At 45.9% G+C, this 18846-nt stretch carries 16 protein-coding genes; 14 read left to right on the forward strand and 2 right to left on the reverse strand.

The features are described 5' to 3' along the window. Positions 1–37: 37 nt before the first annotated feature. Both BMZ56_RS19055 and BMZ56_RS19060 read right to left on the reverse strand, forming a co-directional pair. The gene (locus tag BMZ56_RS19055) at positions 38–721 is read right to left on the reverse strand and encodes a response regulator (RefSeq protein WP_090629423.1); all 684 of its coding nucleotides are present in this window, start codon (positions 719–721) and stop codon (positions 38–40) included. A 164-nt stretch (positions 722–885) separates the two neighbouring features. Then, positions 886–1293, reverse strand: coding sequence for a hypothetical protein (locus tag BMZ56_RS19060; protein ID WP_143072973.1), 408 nt, complete (start codon positions 1291–1293; stop codon positions 886–888). A 230-nt stretch (positions 1294–1523) separates the two neighbouring features. Between BMZ56_RS19060 and mraZ the strand changes: the two genes are divergently transcribed. From mraZ to BMZ56_RS19130, 14 genes are all read left to right on the forward strand, one after another. Further along, a complete protein-coding gene (mraZ, locus tag BMZ56_RS19065; protein ID WP_090629428.1) occupies positions 1524–1997 on the forward strand; it encodes a division/cell wall cluster transcriptional repressor MraZ in 474 nt (157 codons plus the stop codon). Continuing rightward, complete coding sequence (gene rsmH, locus BMZ56_RS19070) at positions 1990–2895, forward strand: 16S rRNA (cytosine(1402)-N(4))-methyltransferase RsmH (protein ID WP_090629431.1); 906 nt, start codon at positions 1990–1992, stop codon at positions 2893–2895. Before mraZ ends, rsmH begins: the two co-directional genes overlap by 8 nt. Before the next feature lie 7 nt (positions 2896–2902). Then, positions 2903–3310: an FtsL-like putative cell division protein gene (locus BMZ56_RS19075; RefSeq protein WP_090629433.1), complete on the forward strand. Its 408-nt coding sequence runs from the start codon at positions 2903–2905 to the stop codon at positions 3308–3310. 23 nt (positions 3311–3333) lie between these two features. Continuing rightward, positions 3334–5427 carry a PASTA domain-containing penicillin-binding protein gene (locus BMZ56_RS19080; protein WP_090629436.1) on the forward strand — a complete coding sequence of 698 codons (2094 nt, stop codon included), beginning with the start codon at positions 3334–3336 and terminating at the stop codon, positions 5425–5427. Further along, positions 5424–6881, forward strand: coding sequence for a UDP-N-acetylmuramoyl-L-alanyl-D-glutamate--2,6-diaminopimelate ligase (locus BMZ56_RS19085; RefSeq protein WP_090629439.1), 1458 nt, complete (start codon positions 5424–5426; stop codon positions 6879–6881). The genes BMZ56_RS19080 and BMZ56_RS19085 overlap by 4 nt, the downstream gene beginning before the upstream one ends. 7 nt (positions 6882–6888) lie before the next feature. Then, positions 6889–8133 (forward strand): phospho-N-acetylmuramoyl-pentapeptide-transferase, encoded by a 1245-nt coding sequence (mraY, locus tag BMZ56_RS19090; RefSeq protein ID WP_090629441.1) that lies wholly within the window; start codon positions 6889–6891, stop codon positions 8131–8133. Positions 8134–8135: 2 nt separating this feature from the next. Then, positions 8136–9509: a UDP-N-acetylmuramoyl-L-alanine--D-glutamate ligase gene (gene murD / locus BMZ56_RS19095; RefSeq protein ID WP_090629444.1), complete on the forward strand. Its 1374-nt coding sequence runs from the start codon at positions 8136–8138 to the stop codon at positions 9507–9509. 72 nt (positions 9510–9581) lie between these two features. Next, positions 9582–10757, forward strand: a complete 1176-nt coding sequence (locus tag BMZ56_RS19100; protein ID WP_090629446.1) for an FtsW/RodA/SpoVE family cell cycle protein — start codon at positions 9582–9584, stop codon at positions 10755–10757. 33 nt (positions 10758–10790) lie between these two features. Further along, a complete protein-coding gene (murG, locus tag BMZ56_RS19105; protein ID WP_090629449.1) occupies positions 10791–11894 on the forward strand; it encodes an undecaprenyldiphospho-muramoylpentapeptide beta-N-acetylglucosaminyltransferase in 1104 nt (367 codons plus the stop codon). Positions 11895–11921: 27 nt separating this feature from the next. Beyond that, on the forward strand, positions 11922–13277 hold the full coding sequence (murC, locus tag BMZ56_RS19110; protein WP_090629452.1) for a UDP-N-acetylmuramate--L-alanine ligase: 1356 nt from the start codon (positions 11922–11924) through the stop codon (positions 13275–13277). Then, positions 13270–14124, forward strand: a complete 855-nt coding sequence (locus tag BMZ56_RS19115) for a cell division protein FtsQ/DivIB (RefSeq protein ID WP_177195216.1) — start codon at positions 13270–13272, stop codon at positions 14122–14124. Before murC ends, BMZ56_RS19115 begins: the two co-directional genes overlap by 8 nt. A gap of 4 nt (positions 14125–14128) precedes the next feature. Continuing rightward, positions 14129–15475 carry a cell division protein FtsA gene (gene ftsA, locus BMZ56_RS19120; RefSeq protein ID WP_090629454.1) on the forward strand — a complete coding sequence of 449 codons (1347 nt, stop codon included), beginning with the start codon at positions 14129–14131 and terminating at the stop codon, positions 15473–15475. Positions 15476–15614: 139 nt separating this feature from the next. Then, positions 15615–17312: a cell division protein FtsZ gene (gene ftsZ / locus BMZ56_RS19125; protein WP_090629457.1), complete on the forward strand. Its 1698-nt coding sequence runs from the start codon at positions 15615–15617 to the stop codon at positions 17310–17312. Positions 17313–17528: 216 nt separating this feature from the next. Next, on the forward strand, positions 17529–18773 hold the full coding sequence (locus BMZ56_RS19130; RefSeq protein ID WP_090629922.1) for an aminotransferase class I/II-fold pyridoxal phosphate-dependent enzyme: 1245 nt from the start codon (positions 17529–17531) through the stop codon (positions 18771–18773). The last annotated feature ends 73 nt before the right edge of the window (positions 18774–18846 follow it).

Raw genomic sequence — 18846 nt, forward strand, 5'->3', positions numbered from 1 at the left:
CAAAAATAGCGGTTTTTTTGGAACAACCACAATACCATCAGCACAAGCATCCGGCATATGCGCGACCTAACGGTACATTTTCACCGTTGTTCAGCAAAATGTTGGATGCACTGCGCGCCCGGATCGCATCTTTATTGATCAGATAGGATTTATGTATCCGGATAAATTTTTTGTTGGTTAAGATGGTCTCGGAAACTTCCTTCAGGCATTTGCGGAGCACTATTTTTTTACTGGTCGTGATAAAAGTAGTGTAGTTTCCTTCGGCGTGGGCATAAATCATTTCATCTACCGGGATTTTTGTCTTGTGTTTCCCGTTAGGGAGAAAGATGTTTTGGTCATCTTCTGTTGTTTCAATGTGATTGAACGCAATTTCGATAGACGCATATACATCATTCCGGTTGAACGGCTTGACGATGTATCCGGCTGGCTTGGTCGATTTTGCGGCTTCAATGGTGCTGCGGTCGGCATGCGACGTAAGGAAAATAAAGGGAATACGGTAACTCCGGTTGATCTCATGCGCTAGATCAATTCCCGTCTTTTCCCCGGAAAGAATGATGTCAATTAATAGTAAATCTGGCTGATTACTCTTGATAATGGATACTGCGTCTTCATAGGTCGTAGAAATCCCACATACGTCGTATCCCAATTCTTCAAGCATATATTCCAAATCCATCGTGATGATGAGCTGGTCCTCTACGATAAGTATCTTTTTTCGTCTCATGTGATCGATAAAGGTTATATAATGACTTGTTTTGTTAAAATTCTGTATCTAATCTTTGATCGCAGACTAAAGTAGATAGACTTCGCTTATTTTGTTGTAGGATTTTGTCTACATTATTATAATTATCTATTTATCAGTTAGTTGATAAGGTGGTTTGTGGCTGGTTATTGACAGGCGCCGTCTTTTAATACCCATACCCTCGAGGTGCTGCTACTACGAGGTGTCGGTACGTCTTCCTCCTGTATTTCATATCCCAAAACAATACTTCCTCGCTGAGGGTTGCCTATGGCGGTCAATACGACACGATCTCCCTTATCTAATTGGACACTTGCTGCAAAGGGAAATGAATCCGGCTCAACCGTAACCATCCCTTTGCCGGTTTGGTAAGTAATCGAAGATACTCTTGCGTCGTCATATGCGAATACCTGATAGGTTACTAAAGTTGGTCTGGATACATGCAAGGCTTCGATGTCGCAATCGCATTGCCGGGGATACAACTCTGTGCGCTTATCACAAGACAAAAATGGAGGAATGATTAGTAATAATGTGCTGACAACAGTGACTAAGTGCATAGTAGTCTTATAGGTGTTATACCGACAAAGATGCCTATAAAACAGAGGCAAACCTGATAAAATACCTTGCTATTTTTGGTTTTGTAGCGATTTCACTACAAATATCAAAGCACCCGATTTAGCTGAATATGTACGCGACTTATATGTGGAAAACTTTTTTGTGGGGAAAAGTGGGAGGAAGTGGAGTAAATTCCTACTTTTACATCATATTTATTGGGTAAAGTGGACATATGGGGCACCTCATTGGCGAATTTGATTGCAAGTTAGACACCAAAGGAAGGATGGTGTTGCCAGCTGCGCTTAAAAGGCAAATGCCTGAAGTAGAGCAGTCTGGGCTTGTTATTAATCGTGGTTTTGAGACGCATTTGGTTATTTATCCAAGAGGCGAGTGGGATAAGATTACGGCTAAGTTGGCAAAATTGAATCAGTATGTGGCGAGAAATCGGAAATTCATACGCGATTTTACCCGAGGGGCCACAGAATTGACGTTGGATTCAGCTGGCCGCGTGCTGCTGCCTAAATCCCTACTAGAATATGCAGGGATTGAAGCGGAAATTGTGCTTTCCTGTCAGTTCAATAAGATTGAGGTTTGGTCGAAGGATGCATACAATAAGTTGTGGGAAAACGATGAAGATGACGACTTCGCCGCACTCGCGGAAGAAGTGATGGGCGGAGGAAATTTAGATACCGGCGAAGATGAATAGCACCTATCATGTACCTGTAATGCTCAGCGAATGCATGGATGCGCTGGCGATAAAGTCAGAAGGTGTATATGTCGACGTAACATTTGGGGGCGGAGGGCATTCAAGAGAACTGTTAAAGCGATTAGGGCCGAAGGGGAAATTATATGCATTTGATCAGGACCCCGATGCGTTGCGAAACGCGATGGATGATGAGCGATTCGTGCTTATTCACCAAAATTTCAAGTTTTTGAAAAGCAATTTGCGGCTTCATGGCGTCAGAGAAGTCGATGGCATACTAGCTGATCTGGGGGTGTCCTCTCATCAATTCGATAGTGCCGCGCGTGGGTTTTCAACCCGTTTCGAAGCAGTGTTGGATATGCGTATGGATCAAGCAGGTGAATTTGATGCGAAATATGTGCTGAATACGTATTCCGAGGCAGATCTTCATCGCATCTTTGGAATGTATGGTGAGCTGCATAATGCGCGTACTTTAGCGAAAACCCTCGTAGCCGCGCGCGCCAATCGGCCGATTCATACCGTAGAGACATTAAAAGAGTTGGTAAAAAAAGTAACGCCACGTGGTAAAGAGCATAAATATTACGCACAGCTATTTCAGGCGTTACGCATTGAAGTGAACGGTGAATTGGAAGCGTTGCAGGAATTTCTTCAGCAGAGTGTCTCCGTGCTTAACCCGGGAGGGAGACTGGTGGTGATGTCTTACCACTCGTTGGAAGACCGATTGGTGAAAAATTTTATGTCCAAAGGTAAATTTAGGGGAGAAGTGGAAAAGGATTTTTTTGGGCATGAAATCAAGCCCTTGAAGTTGGTTACCCGCAAAGCAATAGTGGCCAATGAAGAAGAGGTAGTTCTTAACAGCCGGGCACGTAGTGCTAAACTCCGTGTAGCGGAAAAGATATAGTGAAAATATGGCAAGGAACGTATATAAACAACAGCCATTAAGTGAAGAACAACAGGTCGAACTGCAGGAAACTGTAGAAGAAAAAGCTGATGCCACGCGTACGTTTTTTCAAACGCTGTTTGCATCCGATTGGTTTTCGTCTGCCGCATTTGTAGGGTATATTCCGTTTATTGCTTTTATCGGATTGCTAGCCATCATTTATATTGCAAACAGGCATTATGCCGAGCGGACGGTGCGGGAGATAGATCAGTTAGGGAGAGAGGTAAAAGAGATGAACTGGGACTACAAATCACTGTCGGCAGATTTTATGAAGTTGACTACCCAGACCGAAATTGCAAAGCGGGTGGATAGTTTGGGATTAAAAGAACGGACTGAGCCGCCCAAAAAATTAAGGATCGTCAAACCAAAAAAATAGCGGACGGATTAAATTACACAGACATGAATATCAGAACCGACATATTACTAAGAGTGTATCTGTCCTTCGGACTGATTGTATTGTTTGCGGTAGCCGTGCTAGTCAAACTTTTCCATTTGCAATATGTAGAAGGAGAAACATGGCGGGCAAAAGCCGATAGCATGTCTACCCGCTATGTAGATGTCGAAGCAGTACGCGGGAATATTTTTTCAAACGACGGCAGCCTGTTGGCGACATCCGTGCCGGAATATGATCTCCGGATGGATTTGTTGGCTCCAGGTATTGAAGATAACGATGTGTTTTATTCAAAGGTAGACTCTTTGGCAGCCAAATTATCTTCGTTTTTCAACGACAAATCTTCGGCCCAATATTCCCGGCTACTGAAAGAGGCACGCAAGAAAAGGAACAGGTATTATTTGGTAAAACGTGACGTTGGTCATCAGGAATTGAAACAAATCAGGGAGTTTCCCATCTTCAACTTGGGAAAATATAAAGGTGGATTGATCGCTGAACGCAAGAACAAGCGGATTTTGCCTTTTACCAATTTAGCGGCGCGAACCATTGGCTATAAGATTCCGGCCGAAGACGTACACGTGGGGCTGGAAGGTGCATATGGCGAATATATCGACGGACAGAGCGGTAAGCGCTTGGTACAACGCATAGCCGGTGGTGTATGGATGCCTGTAAACCGTGAAATCGAGGTGGCACCAGTCGATGGTTCGGATATCATTTCGACAATAGACGTCAATATGCAGGATATGGCTCAGCGCGCATTGGAAAAGCAATTAATTGCGAGCGACGCCGATAATGGCTGTGTGGTTTTAATGGAAGTAGAAACGGGCGAAATACGGGCCATTGCCAATTTTACTAAGGATACAGACGGGAAATACCGCGAAAAATTCAATTATGCCATCGCACAGAGCGCTGAACCGGGCTCGACTTTTAAACTCGCGTCTTACTTGGTTGCATTGGAAGATGGGAAAATTGATACAAATACCATCATCGAAACAGGAAATGGCACGTATCAGGTGCACCGGCACACCATCAGGGATACGCACGCTTATGGAACAGTGACCGTAAAAAAAGCATTCGAAGTGTCGTCGAACGTGGCTATCACCAAAATTATCAATACCTATTATAGGGATAGTCCGGCAGCATTTACCAAGCACCTGCATGCGTTGCACCTCAATGAACCGCTTGGCCTTCAGATTCCCGGTGAAGGTAATCCCTTAATCAAAACACCGGAAAGCAAAAGCTGGAGTGGACTTTCTCTTCCCCAGATGGCATACGGGTATGAATTGAAACTGACCCCCTTGCAAACGCTTACGTTGTATAATGCGGTAGCTAATAATGGGAAAATGGTCGCCCCGCTGTTCGTGAAGGAAATCCGGCATCTGGGTAATACCATTGAGCGCTTCGAGCCTCGTGTGATCGACGAACAGATAGCCTCCCCGAGTACGATCGGTAAATTGCGTGCCATGCTAGAAGGCGTGATGATAGAAGGGACGGGTAAGCGGTTGCTTAATCCCCTCTTTTCAACAGCTGGAAAAACCGGTACCGCACAGATGGCCGATGGTGCCGCCGGATATGCCAACCGGAAATACCAATCGTCGTTTGCGGGATATTTTCCCGCAGACAATCCGAAATATTCGATCATCGTAGTCGTTCGCAACCCACGTAATGGCTACTACGGTGCTTCCGTAGCCGGGCCCGTGTTTAGGGAATTGGCAGACATGGTTTATGCCAATGACCTAAATCTGCAGATTGATTTCGATAAGATGCGGTTTGTCGGAAATACCGAACTCCCTTCTTCACTGAAAGGGTCAAAAACGGCAACCTTACGGGTGTTCGATGCGCTGGGTATCAAAACTACCTACGCTTCCGCCGAACCTATGCAATCGATAGACACGGTTAAGGGCATCGCGTTTTCGGACGGCGAAATCAGGGAGGGAATCGTGCCGGACGTAAAAGGTATGGGATTGATTGACGCATTGTATGCGCTCGAAAACTCAGGGTGCCGCACGCAAGTAAAAGGTAAGGGAAAGGTGGTCGTACAATCATTGGCTGCCGGACAAAAGATTAAAATAGGTACTCCGATATCGATTGAATTGCAATGAAGGCATTGAAAGACATACTCCACGGCATTCCGGTGCGACAGGTGATCGGAAATCTGAACGTAGTAGTGGGCAGCCTTTGCTTCGATTCACGCAAGGTCAGGCGAGATAGCTTGTTTGTGGCGGTAGTGGGTACCCAGACCGATGGACATGAATATATCGACCACGCTATTGAGGCAGGTGCATCCGTCATACTTTGTGAACAGTTGCCTGAAATAACGCGTGACGATGTTACCTATATACAGGTAGACGATACGGCATTTGCGTTGGGGGTATCAGCCTCCAATTATTACGAAAATCCGTCCAAACAACTGCGGCTCGTTGGGGTTACAGGTACGAATGGGAAGACCACGATCGCGACGTTGTTGTACAAGCTCTTTAGAAAACTAGGTTACGAAGCAGGGTTGTTGTCCACCGTTCATAATCAAGTGGGCGATCGCATGGTTGAAGCGACACACACAACACCCGATCCCATCGCACTCAATGCGCTCCTTCAGGAGATGGTAGAAGCTGGCTGCGATTACTGCTTTATGGAAGTAAGTTCACATGCCATTGTGCAGCAACGCATTGCAGGTCTTAATTTTGCCGGAGGAATTTTTTCCAATATTACACACGATCATTTGGATTTTCATAAAACCTTTGACCAGTATATCAAGGCTAAAAAGACCTTTTTTGATGGACTTGACCGATTTGCGTTTGCACTTTCCAATGCCGACGATAAAAATGGAATGGTCATGCTTCAAAATACATTTGCGCATAAAAAAACGTATGGCATCAAAAGTATGGCCGATTTCAAGGCAAAGGTGATCGAAAGCCATTTCGATGGAATGATGCTCTATCTTGATGGTCAGGAGGTCTGGGTAAAATTGGTAGGGGGCTTCAATGCCTACAACATCCTGGCGGTATACGGTGCGGCAATCCTACTGGAACAGGAAACCGTGAAAGTACTTACCGCATTGAGTAATATCACCGGTGCCGAAGGCCGTTTTGATACGATCGTCTCGCCTAAGGGGGTAATCGGTGTAGTGGATTATGCACATACACCGGATGCGGTGCGGAATGTGTTGGAAACCATCAATAACCTTCGGCAGAAAAACGAACACGTCATTACGGTACTTGGATGTGGCGGCGACAGAGATAAAACGAAGCGGCCTCAAATGGCGGCTGTTGCCGTCAACAATAGTGATAAAGTGATCATTACGTCAGACAATCCGCGTACGGAAGATCCGATGCAGATCATTCACGATATGGAAGCCGGAATTCCTGAAGACGGCAAGCGTAAGGTGTTTTCCATTGCCGATAGGCGGGAAGCCATACGGGCTGCCTGTCACTTGGCACAACCGGGAGACATCATCCTGGTAGCCGGGAAAGGCCATGAAAAATACCAGGAAATCAATAGCGAGCGTTTCGATTTTGACGATAAGCAGATTTTAATTAACGCATTTAACGAACAATAACGTCCATATGCTCTATTATTTATTCACTTGGATCGAACAATACGTACACATTCCCGGGTCGGGCTTGTTTCAATACATTTCGTTCCGTACGGCTGTGGCAGTTATTGTGTCGTTGATTATCACCACCGGATACGGCAGCCGCTTGATCCGTATCTTGCGGGCTAAACAGGTGGGGGAAACCATCCGTGATTTAGGACTCGAAGGGGAGAAGAAAAAGCAAGGCACCCCAACGATGGGTGGCTTGATTATCATCGCCGGGATTATGATCCCTACCTTACTCTTTGCTAAATTGGAGAATATTTACGTTATCCTGATGCTGATTACCACGGTCTGGATGGGTGCCATCGGTTTTCTGGATGATTATATTAAAGTGTTTCGTAAAAATAAAGAAGGGTTGGCCGGTCGTTTTAAAATCGTCGGTCAGGTGGGGTTAGGGATCATAATAGCCTGTACAATGTATTTCCACCCCGAGGTAGTAGTTCGTGAAACGGTACCGAACCCCGTGCCTGGGAGTCCGGTTGAGGCGCATGTACGGGAGGGTACCGGCGTGAAATACTATACGAAGGATGTGAAGTCAACGAAGACGAATATTCCTTTTTATAAAAATAACGAATTTGACTATGCGAAGGTATTGAGCGCATTTGGTCTCAACAATTCCGCTCTTACATTTGTGGTTTTTTTGTTGGTTGTCGTCGTCATCGTAACAGCGGTATCCAACGGGGCAAATATCACTGACGGCATCGACGGATTGGCAACAGGTACCTCGGCTACCATCGGCGGGACACTCGCGATTTTAGCCTATGTTTCGGGCAACGTAATTTTCTCGGATTACCTCAATATCATGTATATTCCAAATTCAGGAGAGCTGGTGATTTTTGCTGGAGCATTTGTGGGGGCCTGTACCGGATTTCTGTGGTACAATTCGTATCCGGCACAGGTATTTATGGGCGATACGGGAAGTCTTGCTATCGGTGGCATTATAGCGGCGTTCGCCGTCCTGATACGCAAGGAATTGCTCATACCGATCTTATGCGGTGTGTTTCTTATTGAAAATTTATCCGTGATTATGCAGGTATCCTATTTCAAGTACACCAAGCGGAAATACGGCGAAGGAAGGCGGGTTTTCCGCATGGCTCCTCTCCACCATCATTACCAGAAAAAGGGATACCACGAAGCTAAAATCGTTACGCGATTCTGGATATTGGGAGTGATTTTGGCAATACTTACTATCGTAACGTTAAAAGTAAGATAACAGTGGCAGCAATACCTACATATCACTATCCGCAGCAGGGCAAGCTAGCCGTGTTGGGTGGCGGCGAAAGCGGTGTGGGTACGGCCATACTCGCCCGAAAGATAGGGTTTGACGTGTGGGTATCCGACAGTGGAAAGATCGCTGAGCACTACAAAACTGAATTGCAGAAAGCGGGTATCCGTTATGAGGAAGGTGCTCATAGCGAATCCGAAATCATGGAGTCCGATCTCGTGGTGAAAAGTCCGGGAATACCGCAAACCGTACCCCTTGTGCAACGGCTAAGAGCTGCCAACATCCCGGTTATCGCCGAAATCGAATTTGCCGCCCAATATACCCATGCCAAGCTGATTTGCATCACGGGCTCCAATGGAAAGTCAACCACGACGATGCTCACCTGGCATATACTGAGCCGCGGTGGCCTTAATGTTGGCCTGGCCGGAAATATCGGACGTAGTTTCGCCCTGCAGGTGGCCCGTGAACAGTACGATTATTACGTATTGGAGTTGAGTAGTTTTATGTTGGACGACATGGAACACTTCCGTGCTAACGTGGCTGTGTTGCTGAATATTACACCGGATCACCTGGACCGGTACGACCATAAATTGGAAAACTATATCGACTCCAAATTCCGCATCATTCGGAATCAACAGCCGGAAGACCTGTTTGTCTACTGCGCAGACGACCCGATGACGCTAAAAGGCTTGGAAAAACACCAGCCGACGGCCAGGACATTGCCATTCAGTATCGTTCAACGGCTTGAATGGGGAGCATACCTGAATACCGATAATGAAATAGAGATTAATATACCAAATCAAGATACATTTACAATGGACATCAACGAACTTTCGCTTCAAGGCAAACACAATGTGTACAACAACATGGCTTCCGGATTGGTAGCCAAAGCGCAGGAACTCCGTAATGCGACTATGAAGGAAAGCATGGGATCTTTTAAAAACATTCCCCATCGCCTTGAATTCGTTGCATGCATTGCCGGTGTCAACTATATTAATGACTCCAAGGCAACCAACGTAAATGCCGTATGGTATGCACTGGAAAGCCTTGCTCCGCAGATCGTATTGATCATGGGCGGCGTGGATAAAGGTAACGATTACGAGATGCTCCGTGACCTGATACGCACCAAGGTACGGGCAATCGTCTGCATTGGGAAAGACAATTCACGGATCTATGACGCATTGGAAGAAGATACGAAGATCATTGTAAATAGCTCAAGCATGCGAGATGCTGTCGAGATCGCTTCTCATCTCGCTCAAAAAGGCGATACAGTGTTGTTATCGCCAGCCTGTGCAAGCTTCGATTGGTTTAAGAATTTCGAAGACCGAGGCGAGCAATTCAAAGAAGCCGTAATGAACTTATAGGTAGCTAATAGCCGACCGTTGAAAGCTGATAGCCGAAAGCTAATTGCTGAAAGCTGATAACAAACAAAAACTATGGAAAAGGCATTTTCGAAACTAAAAGGAGACCGCTGGTTGTGGATCATCATCATTATTTTATCTGTTTGGTCACTATTAGCGGTATATAGCTCCGTCGGAACCTTGGCCTATAAAGAAGGGAAAGGCACGGAGGTATACCTTATAAAGCACACGTTGCTCATATTCGGTGGTTTTGCACTGATGTATTTTTCGCATTTGCTGGATTATCGCTGGTACGCAGGTATCTCCAAGATCCTGATGGCCATTACCATTCCATTGCTGTTATATACGTTGATTTTCGGCGAGACCATCAACGATGCAAATCGTTGGGTGACAATCCCGGTTATCAACCAAACTTTTCAGACATCTGACTTAGCCAAACTGGCATTGATTACGTTTCTGGCACGGACGCTGACACGCAAACAGGAGAATATCAAAGACGTAAAAAAAGCGTTTTTGCCGATCATGGGGTCGGTATGTCTAATTTTTGCATTAATTGCACCCGCAAACTTATCAACGGCGCTTATGCTATTTGGTGTCAGCGTGTTGTTGTTAATTATCGGACGCATCAGTATCAAGCAGATCGCTTACGTTTGCTTGGGTGTGTTTGTGCTGCTGGTTTTGGTGGTTTCATTGGGACCGAGAAGGCAGACGTATATGTCTCGCGTGCAAACTTACATCAACGGTGAAACTGCTGACGATGACAAGTCTTATCAGGCTGATCACGCAAAAATAGCGATTGCTACCGGCGGATTGTTCGGTAAAGGCCCGGGAAACAGTACGCAGCGGAATGTTCTGCCTCATCCATATTCGGACTTTATCTTTGCCATTGTCATTGAAGAATATGGAGCGGTTGGTGGTTTCGTATTGGTATGTTTATATGTGGCACTTATGTTCAGATGCATCCGCATTGTGACCCTTAGCCCCAAGGCCTTTGGGGCATTGCTAGCTGCAGGACTGGGCTTCAGTCTTACGCTGCAGGCATTTGGAAACATGGCGGTGGCCGTGGGACTCGGCCCAGTTACCGGAATACCGCTGCCCTTCGTGAGTATGGGCGGAACCTCGATATTATTTACCAGTCTGGCTTTCGGAATCATCTTAAGCGTGAGTCGCAACATCGACGAAATGAAGGAGAAAGCAGTGGAAAGCCGGGCCAAGAAAGTTGTAATCGGTGAAATTCCCGCAATGGGATAATAACAAGGAGAATCATTGAATCAGGTAAGGACCATGGCAAAGCGGATCATCATCAGCGGAGGAGGTACCGGGGGACACATCTTTCCCGCGATAGCAATTGCTAATGCGTTGAAACGGTTGGCGCCCGATACCCAATTACTTTTTGTAGGGGCTAATGGACGAATGGAAATGGATAAGGTGCCCGCCGCTGGATATGAAATCGTAGGATTGGATATTCAGGGTATCGATAGAAAGTCACTCTGGAAAAATGTTACCCTGCCGTTTAAACTATATAAGAGCATCAGCAGGGCCAGGCAGATTGTCCGTGATTTCAAGCCAGATGTCGCCGTCGGAGTAGGAGGTTACGCATCGGGGCCATTGCTTCATACTGCTTCACAGATGGGAGTCCCTTGCTTGATTCAAGAGCAAAATTCTTACGCGGGTATTACCAATAAACGCTTGGGAAAGAAAGTTGATAAAATATGTGTTGCTTTTGAAGGCATGGAGCGGTTTTTTCCCAAAGAGAAGATCCTCTTTACAGGAAATCCGATCAGACGGGAGTCGGTAACCATTCGCAACAAACGGTTTGAAGCCACTGAGTTATTGAGCCTTTCTCCACATCGGAAAACTATTCTGCTGACTGGCGGAAGTTTGGGAGCGCGTACCTTGAATGAGTGCATGCGTGCTGGCTTGGATAAGCTGATTGATGCGGACGTACAATTGGTTTGGCAATGCGGCGAATATTATTACGAAGGACTTAGTCGCGCGGTAGCGGGAAAACATGCCGATTATGTGAAGCTGACGGCTTTTCTACATCGGATGGACCTTGCGTATGCTGCTGCGGATATTGTCATAGCACGGGCGGGAGCTGGTACCATTGCAGAACTCTGCGTCGTGGGCAAGCCGGTCATTTTAGTACCCTCGCCGAATGTAGCAGAAGATCATCAGACAAAAAATGCGCTGGCATTGGTGAATAAAAATGCGGCATTGATGGTGAGCGATGCCGAAGCTCCGCAGAAATTAGTCGATACAGCATTGGATCTGTTGACTAACCGCAGTTTATGTGAAACGTTAGCAACAAATAGTAAACAATTGGCGATTTTGGACGCAGATGAAGTGATTGCACGGGAAGTGTTGAAATTGGCAGAAAGTAAGTGACATTTTAAATAAGACAGCTGAAGGCGAATGAACATTGATAACATCAGACAGGTTTACCTTATCGGGATCGGCGGTATTGGCATGAGCGCGCTGGCGAGGTATTTTCGTCACCTCGGCTGTTTGGTGGGAGGATACGACAAAACGGAAACGGCGTTGACGAAACAGTTGGTTTCCGAAGGGATTTCCGTTACATATACCGACGATTTTACATCGGTGGATGATTCCTTCCAGATTGCCGACGAACATACGTTGATCATTTATACACCCGCAGTTCCAGCGGAATTGCATATTCTCGATCAATTTCAACAATTGGGACATACCTTATTTAAGCGTTCCCAAGTGCTTGGACTAATTAGCCAAAATCGGTTTACCATTGCCGTAGCTGGAACACACGGAAAAACGACCACTTCTACGCTTGTAGCACACATCTTGACAGACAGCGGTTACGGTTGTTCAGCTTTCTTGGGAGGCATTAGCACCAATTACGCCAGCAATGTGCTTTTTTCTAATAGCGAGGTGGTGGTTGTGGAAGCCGATGAGTACGATCGATCCTTCCTCACGTTATATCCGGATATTGCTGTGGTAACTTCCGCAGATGCCGATCACCTGGATATCTACGGAGATAAAAGTCAGCTGCATGAATCTTTTGCTTTATTTCTGAATCAGTTGCATACAGACGGAACGAGTGTTGTAAAGGAAGGATTGCCGTTTAACGGCAACATACGGTATGCTGCGGGTATCCCGGCCGATGTCTATGCCGATCGGATACATATAAAAAACGGCGAGTTCTTTTTTGACTATGTTTGGCAGGGCGGGAAGCTAACAGATGTACATTTAGGAGTGCCGGGAAAACACAATGTTGAGAACGCGGTTGCTGCCATCGCAGTCGCACAGCAATTGAAAATTCCCGAGGCAAAAATTGTTAAGGCGCTATCGTCATTTTCCGGGGTAAAGCGTCGTTTCGAATACATTGTGAAGACCGACAGGGCGATCTATATTGACGATTATGCCCATCATCCGGAAGAACTGAGGGCATTTCTGTCGGCGGTAAGACAGCTTTATCCGAAGAGAAAACTGACAGTCGTTTTTCAACCTCATTTATACAGCCGCACCCGCGACTTTGTTGACGGATTTGCAGAAGTGCTCGCCAACGTGGATACCCTGTTACTGATGAATATTTACCCAGCAAGGGAATTGCCAATTAAAGGTGTGGATTCAAAAATGTTGCTTGAAAGGATCAACGTGGCGGATAAGCATATCGCTACACCCGATCAGGTAAAGGAATATGTGCGCCAACACAGGCCCGAACTGCTGGTGACGGTTGGGGCAGGTGATATAGACTTATTGGTGGAACCTTTGAAAGTGATTTTGGAAGATGTTTAGACAACTGTCATATCGTTTCAATTGGCGCAATCTGCTGTATGCCGTGATTGGATTACTGGTACTGGCGGCATCGGTATTGCTAATGAGCTTTATCGGCACGAAAAGCAGTGAACAAGGCTGCGCTGGCGTGCGAGTTATCGTATTAGGCAATGAGTCATTTATCGAGCAAAAAGACATTACATCCCTCTTGGTCGAAAAGTACGGCCAACTGGAAGGACGTACGTTGGAATCGATCCCCATTCATGAGATGGAGTCCGATTTACGACAGATTCCGTTTGTTTTTTCGGCCATTGTCACCATTGATATGGACGGGCTGTTAACCGTGCGTGTTAAGCAGCGGGAAGCGGTGGTGCGTGTCATCAACGAAAAAGGAGTGGACTTTTACATCGATATGCAGGGGCATAAAATGCCTGTATCACTCAAATATGTGCCGCATGTGCCGGTTGTAAACGGACACATCAATGAACCCTATAATGGCAGTCTCGACAGCATCGAGAGTCAGCTGGTGAAAGATATATTCAAGACGGCTCAATTTATCAGTGACGACAGTGTTTGGAATAGCCAGGTCGTTCAACTATATGTAAACAAAGAGCAGGATATTGAACTGGTGCCACGGGTAGGTAATCAACAGATTATATTGGGCAATGCGGACTCACTGAACCGTAAGTTCGAAAAGTTGAAAATGTTTTATACCAAGATTGTGCCTAAAACGGGCATTGGAGCATATAAATCAGTTAATCTAAAATTCGCCGGGCAGATCGTTTGCGAACGAAGCGAGAAATTTAAACCCGGAGATTTCATCATTCAGGATTCAATACAACAAAATAGGAGCAACAATACACAATAGCGTTATGAAGACCAAAATGAAAACCGAAAGAGACTCGCCAATCGTTGTGGGACTTGATATTGGTACCACGAAGATATGCGTCACGGTAGGCCGGCGCAGCGGGGCAAAAAAGATTGAAATTCTTGGCGTGGGTAAGGCCGAATCATCGGGGGTAAGTCGAGGCGTAGTGGCCAATATTCAAAAAACTGTAAACAGCATTGCGCAAGCGGTGGAGGAAGCTGGTGGGCAATCCAACGTCGACATCAAGGTTGTCAACGTCGGTATCGCCGGACAACATATTAAAAGTATCCAGCACCGGGGCATTCTGACACGGAAAGACGACAACGAAATCAGCCGATGGGATATTGAACGATTGATTGAAGATATGTATAAACTGGTGTTGCCCCCCGGGGAGGAAATTATCCATGTGCTTCCGCAGGAATTCACCATTGATAACGAACCGGGAATCAAAGATCCCATTGGCATGGCTGGTCGACGGATGGAGGCTAACTTCCACATTATCTCCGGGCATGTGAGCGCCATTAAGAACATCAAGAAATGCATTGACAATGCATCGTTGGAAGTGCAGGATCTTATTCTCGAACCGCTGGCATCCTCCGAAGCGGTTTTGGATGAAGCAGACAAAGATGCGGGGGTCGTGTTGGTAGATATAGGTGGCGGGACGACCGATGTGGCTATTTTCCACGAAGGCATCATCCGCCACACGGCGGTAATTCCCTTGGGGGGAAATATCGTAACCGAGGACATCAAACAAGGATGTGCCGTACTCCGTAACCAGGCTGAGTTACTGAAAATCCGATTTGGTTCGGCGCTGGCAGATGAAAATAAAGAAAACGAAGTGATTTGCGTGCCGGGGCTCCGCGGACGTGAACCGAAGGAAATTTCTGTAAAAAATCTTGCCTACATAATCCAGGCGCGGATGGAAGAAATTATCGAACACGTTTATTACGAAATCAAATCTTCGGGATACGAAAACAAGCTTATCGGAGGAATCGTGATTACCGGAGGTGGAGCCCAATTGAAACACCTCGTTCAGTTGGTTGAATACATCACCGGTATCGATTGCCGGGTGGGATTTCCGAATGAGCATCTTGCCAAAAACGAAGTGCTGCCCAAAAATATTTACGACGAGCTGAAAAGCCCACTCTATGCAACCGGTATCGGGCTACTGATTAAGGGTATCCAAGCGGAAGAAGAACAAGCGGAACTAAATGAAAAGCAAGGTGTTCAGCTGTCGGTTAAAGATATCACGGAAAAAGGATATAAAGAAAAAGGATTTTTTAAGTGGTTTAAAGATATCATTAAAGATGGTAATGAAATTGATGACGAAAGCTACTTGGGTAAAAAATAATTTTCAACAAACGCTGTTTTTTCCACATTATTAACAGTTGTGGAAAACTATTGTGTAAAAAGTGCTAATATTACGCTACGATTGTAGAGTGAAATTGAGTTTTGTATCACGCTCTATTCGAGCAAAATACGATTGAGTTATGTCTTTTAAGTTTGAAATGTTAAAGGAACAATCGGCAATTATTAAGGTAATTGGCGTTGGTGGGGGCGGTGGTAATGCAGTCAACCACATGTATAAACAAGGAATCAGCGGAGTCGACTTTATTGTTTGCAATACAGACGCGCAAGCACTTGAATTGAGTCCCATTCCGAACAAGGTACAGTTGGGAGCCAGCCTTACCGAGGGAATGGGAGCCGGAGCTGACCCTACAGTAGGAGAAAACTCAGCAATTGAGAGCATCGAAGACATCAAACGTATGTTGGGCTCGAATACCAAAATGCTGTTTATCACTGCTGGAATGGGAGGTGGGACCGGTACTGGCGCAAGTCCCGTACTTGCAAAGGCGGCCAGGGAGCTGGGTATTCTTACCGTAGCAATAGTGACCACCCCATTTGCTTTTGAAGGTAAAAGAAGACGTGTTCAAGCGGAAGAAGGGTTGGGAGAACTGAGGAAATATGTGGATTCATACCTCGTTATCTCTAACGACAGACTTCGTGACATTTTTGGTAACCTCACCATGACGGCTGCGTTCGCGATGGCAGACGATATCCTTACCACCGCTGCAAAAGGCATCGCCGAGATCATTACCATTCCCGGTTATGTAAATGTGGATTTTAAAGACGTGCGGACGGTAATGAATGACAGTGGTGTAGCTATTATGGGCAATGCGGTTGCCGAAGGCGACCAACGGGCACTACGGGCGGTAGAAGGAGCACTGGCATCACCGTTGCTAAAGGATAATGAGATCGAAGGAGCGCGTTATATTCTGCTTAATATCACTTCGGGCAAGCAAGAAGTGACCATGGATGAAGTAACGATTATTACAGATTACATTCAAGATAAAGCAGGTCTATCAGCAGATTTAATCTGGGGTAATTGTATCAATGAGTCACTCGAAAACGAATTGTCGGTAACCATCATTGCGACCGGTTTCCAAACATCGGAAGAACGGATAAAAGAAAAGGCAAATGAGCGTATTGAGATTCCGCTCACCCCTGAGGAATCAAAAACACCTTACGTAAAGCCCATCAATCGGTTTGTTCAGAAGGAAGCCGCAGAGGCAGACACGAGCAGCGCGCCGTTGATCAAACCGGAAGAGACAGAACGCAATAAGTCGCAACCTGCTGCGCAGCAAGTCGATTTATTCAACAACCCGGTGTCAAAGCCCCAATTGCGTAATAGTACTCCGGATAAAGATGGAATTATCCGCCATACGTTAGCACCCCAAGAGCCGCAAATCGAAGAAAAAGAGACAGACGACGGCTACGAAGTGAAAACTACGCCATCGGCTTTCCATTTTGAACTTCCTTCGGTGTCCGACGATCAGGTGCCCGAAATTGACGATGTATCGGTCGATAACGATCCTCCTGCTGCAATTCCAGATCCGGCGGTGTCCGCCTACAAAGCTGATGAGCACAAGACCCCCGACTACGTAGAAAAGGAATTGTTAAAAACCAAAGAACGTATTTTGCGCCTGAAGGAATTGAGCATGAAGTTGAAGTCGGCAAACGGTCTCCAGGAATTGGAAACCGAACCCGCTTATCGACGAAAGCAAATGGCATTGGACGATGTGCCCCATTCTTCAGAGTCGCAGGTTTCGAGATTTACGTTGTCCACCGATGAGGGCATCACAGAAATTCGGCCAAACAATTCTTTTTTGCATGATAATGTAGATTAGGTATCCCTGTTACCTATTCGTCAACATAACTGTTTGGTAGAGATTCGGTAGAATTGCACACCAAACAGTTTTTTAGTTTTAAAAAGATATATTTTGTGTAAATTTTATGTAAACAACCCAGGTGCAAGGCGATAGTAGGGGCGCCGTGTGTTGGTAACAGTTGATTTAAAGTTTATCTTTGCAACGATTTTTTTTACAATTAATATTAAAACACGCTTGGACTTATTTGATAAAATCACGAAAAATTTCGGACCGATCGGTCAACATTATGAATGGTCACATGGCTATTTTTCGTTTCCAAAACTGGAAGGAGAAATAGGGCCTCGCATGCTATTCAATGGAAGGGAACACCTGATCTGGAGCTTGAACAACTATCTGGGGCTGGCGAATCATCCAGAAATAAGGGAAGTAGATGCCCAAGCGGCAGCGGATTTCGGATTGGCGTACCCCATGGGAGCCCGGATGATGTCTGGAAATAGCTTGCATCACGAAGAGCTTGAGCAGGATTTGGCCACTTTTGTCGGTAAAGAAGACGCGTTTTTGCTTAATTATGGTTATCAGGGGATGGTATCTATCATCGATGCGCTGTTAGACCGTAACGATGTGGTGGTTTACGATGCAGAGTCGCACGCATGTATTGTAGACGGTGTCCGGTTGCATCTGGGGAAACGGTTTGTCTATAGACACAACGACCTCGAAAGCTGTGAAAAGCAACTGGCCAGGGCCAGCAAATTAGCCAGTGCCAGTGGCGGATCGGTTTTGCTGATCACCGAAGGTGTTTTCGGGATGTCCGGTGCACAGGGGCATCTAAAGAAAATTGCAGCACTGAAAAAGCAATACGGATTCCGTATGTTGGTAGACGATGCGCATGGGTTTGGTACGATGGGGCCTACAGGGGCCGGCACTCACGAAGCTCAAGACTGTATCGCGGATGTAGATATTTATTTCGGAACATTTGCCAAGTCAATGGCTGGAATCGGTGCTTTTGTAGCTTCTACCCGCGAAGTAGTTACCTACTTAAGGTATAACATGCGCTCACAGACATTTGCTAAGTCGTTGCCCATGCCGATGGTGATTGGATTGAAAAAGCGATTTGAGTTATTGAAAAGCAGTCCCGAGCTAAGGGGGAAACTGTGGAATATAGCCCTGGCTTTGCAAAGTGGCTTGCGCGAACGAGGATTTGATATCGGAGCAACAAACACCATGGTGACACCTGTATTCCTTAAAGGCGATCTTAATGAAGCTACGGCCTTGACACGCGATCTGAGGGAAACACACGGTGTATTTTGTTCCATCGTTGTGTATCCAGTGATACCCAAAGGACTTATTGAACTGAGGCTTATACCTACGGCCGTCCATACAGAGGAAGATGTTGCTTATACCCTGGATGCCTTTACAGCCATTAGCGAGAAGCTGAATGCAGGCTATTATAGACAAGCGGTTTCTTTACAATCGGAATGAAATTGAGTATATTTTTATAAAAAAGGCCAATAAGCGATTATTTTAAGCTTTTTGGCCTTTTTTGTTTTTGTGG

Origin of the sequence: Parapedobacter indicus, from assembly GCF_900113765.1 — a bacterium.
Lineage (GTDB): Bacteria > Bacteroidota > Bacteroidia > Sphingobacteriales > Sphingobacteriaceae > Parapedobacter > Parapedobacter indicus.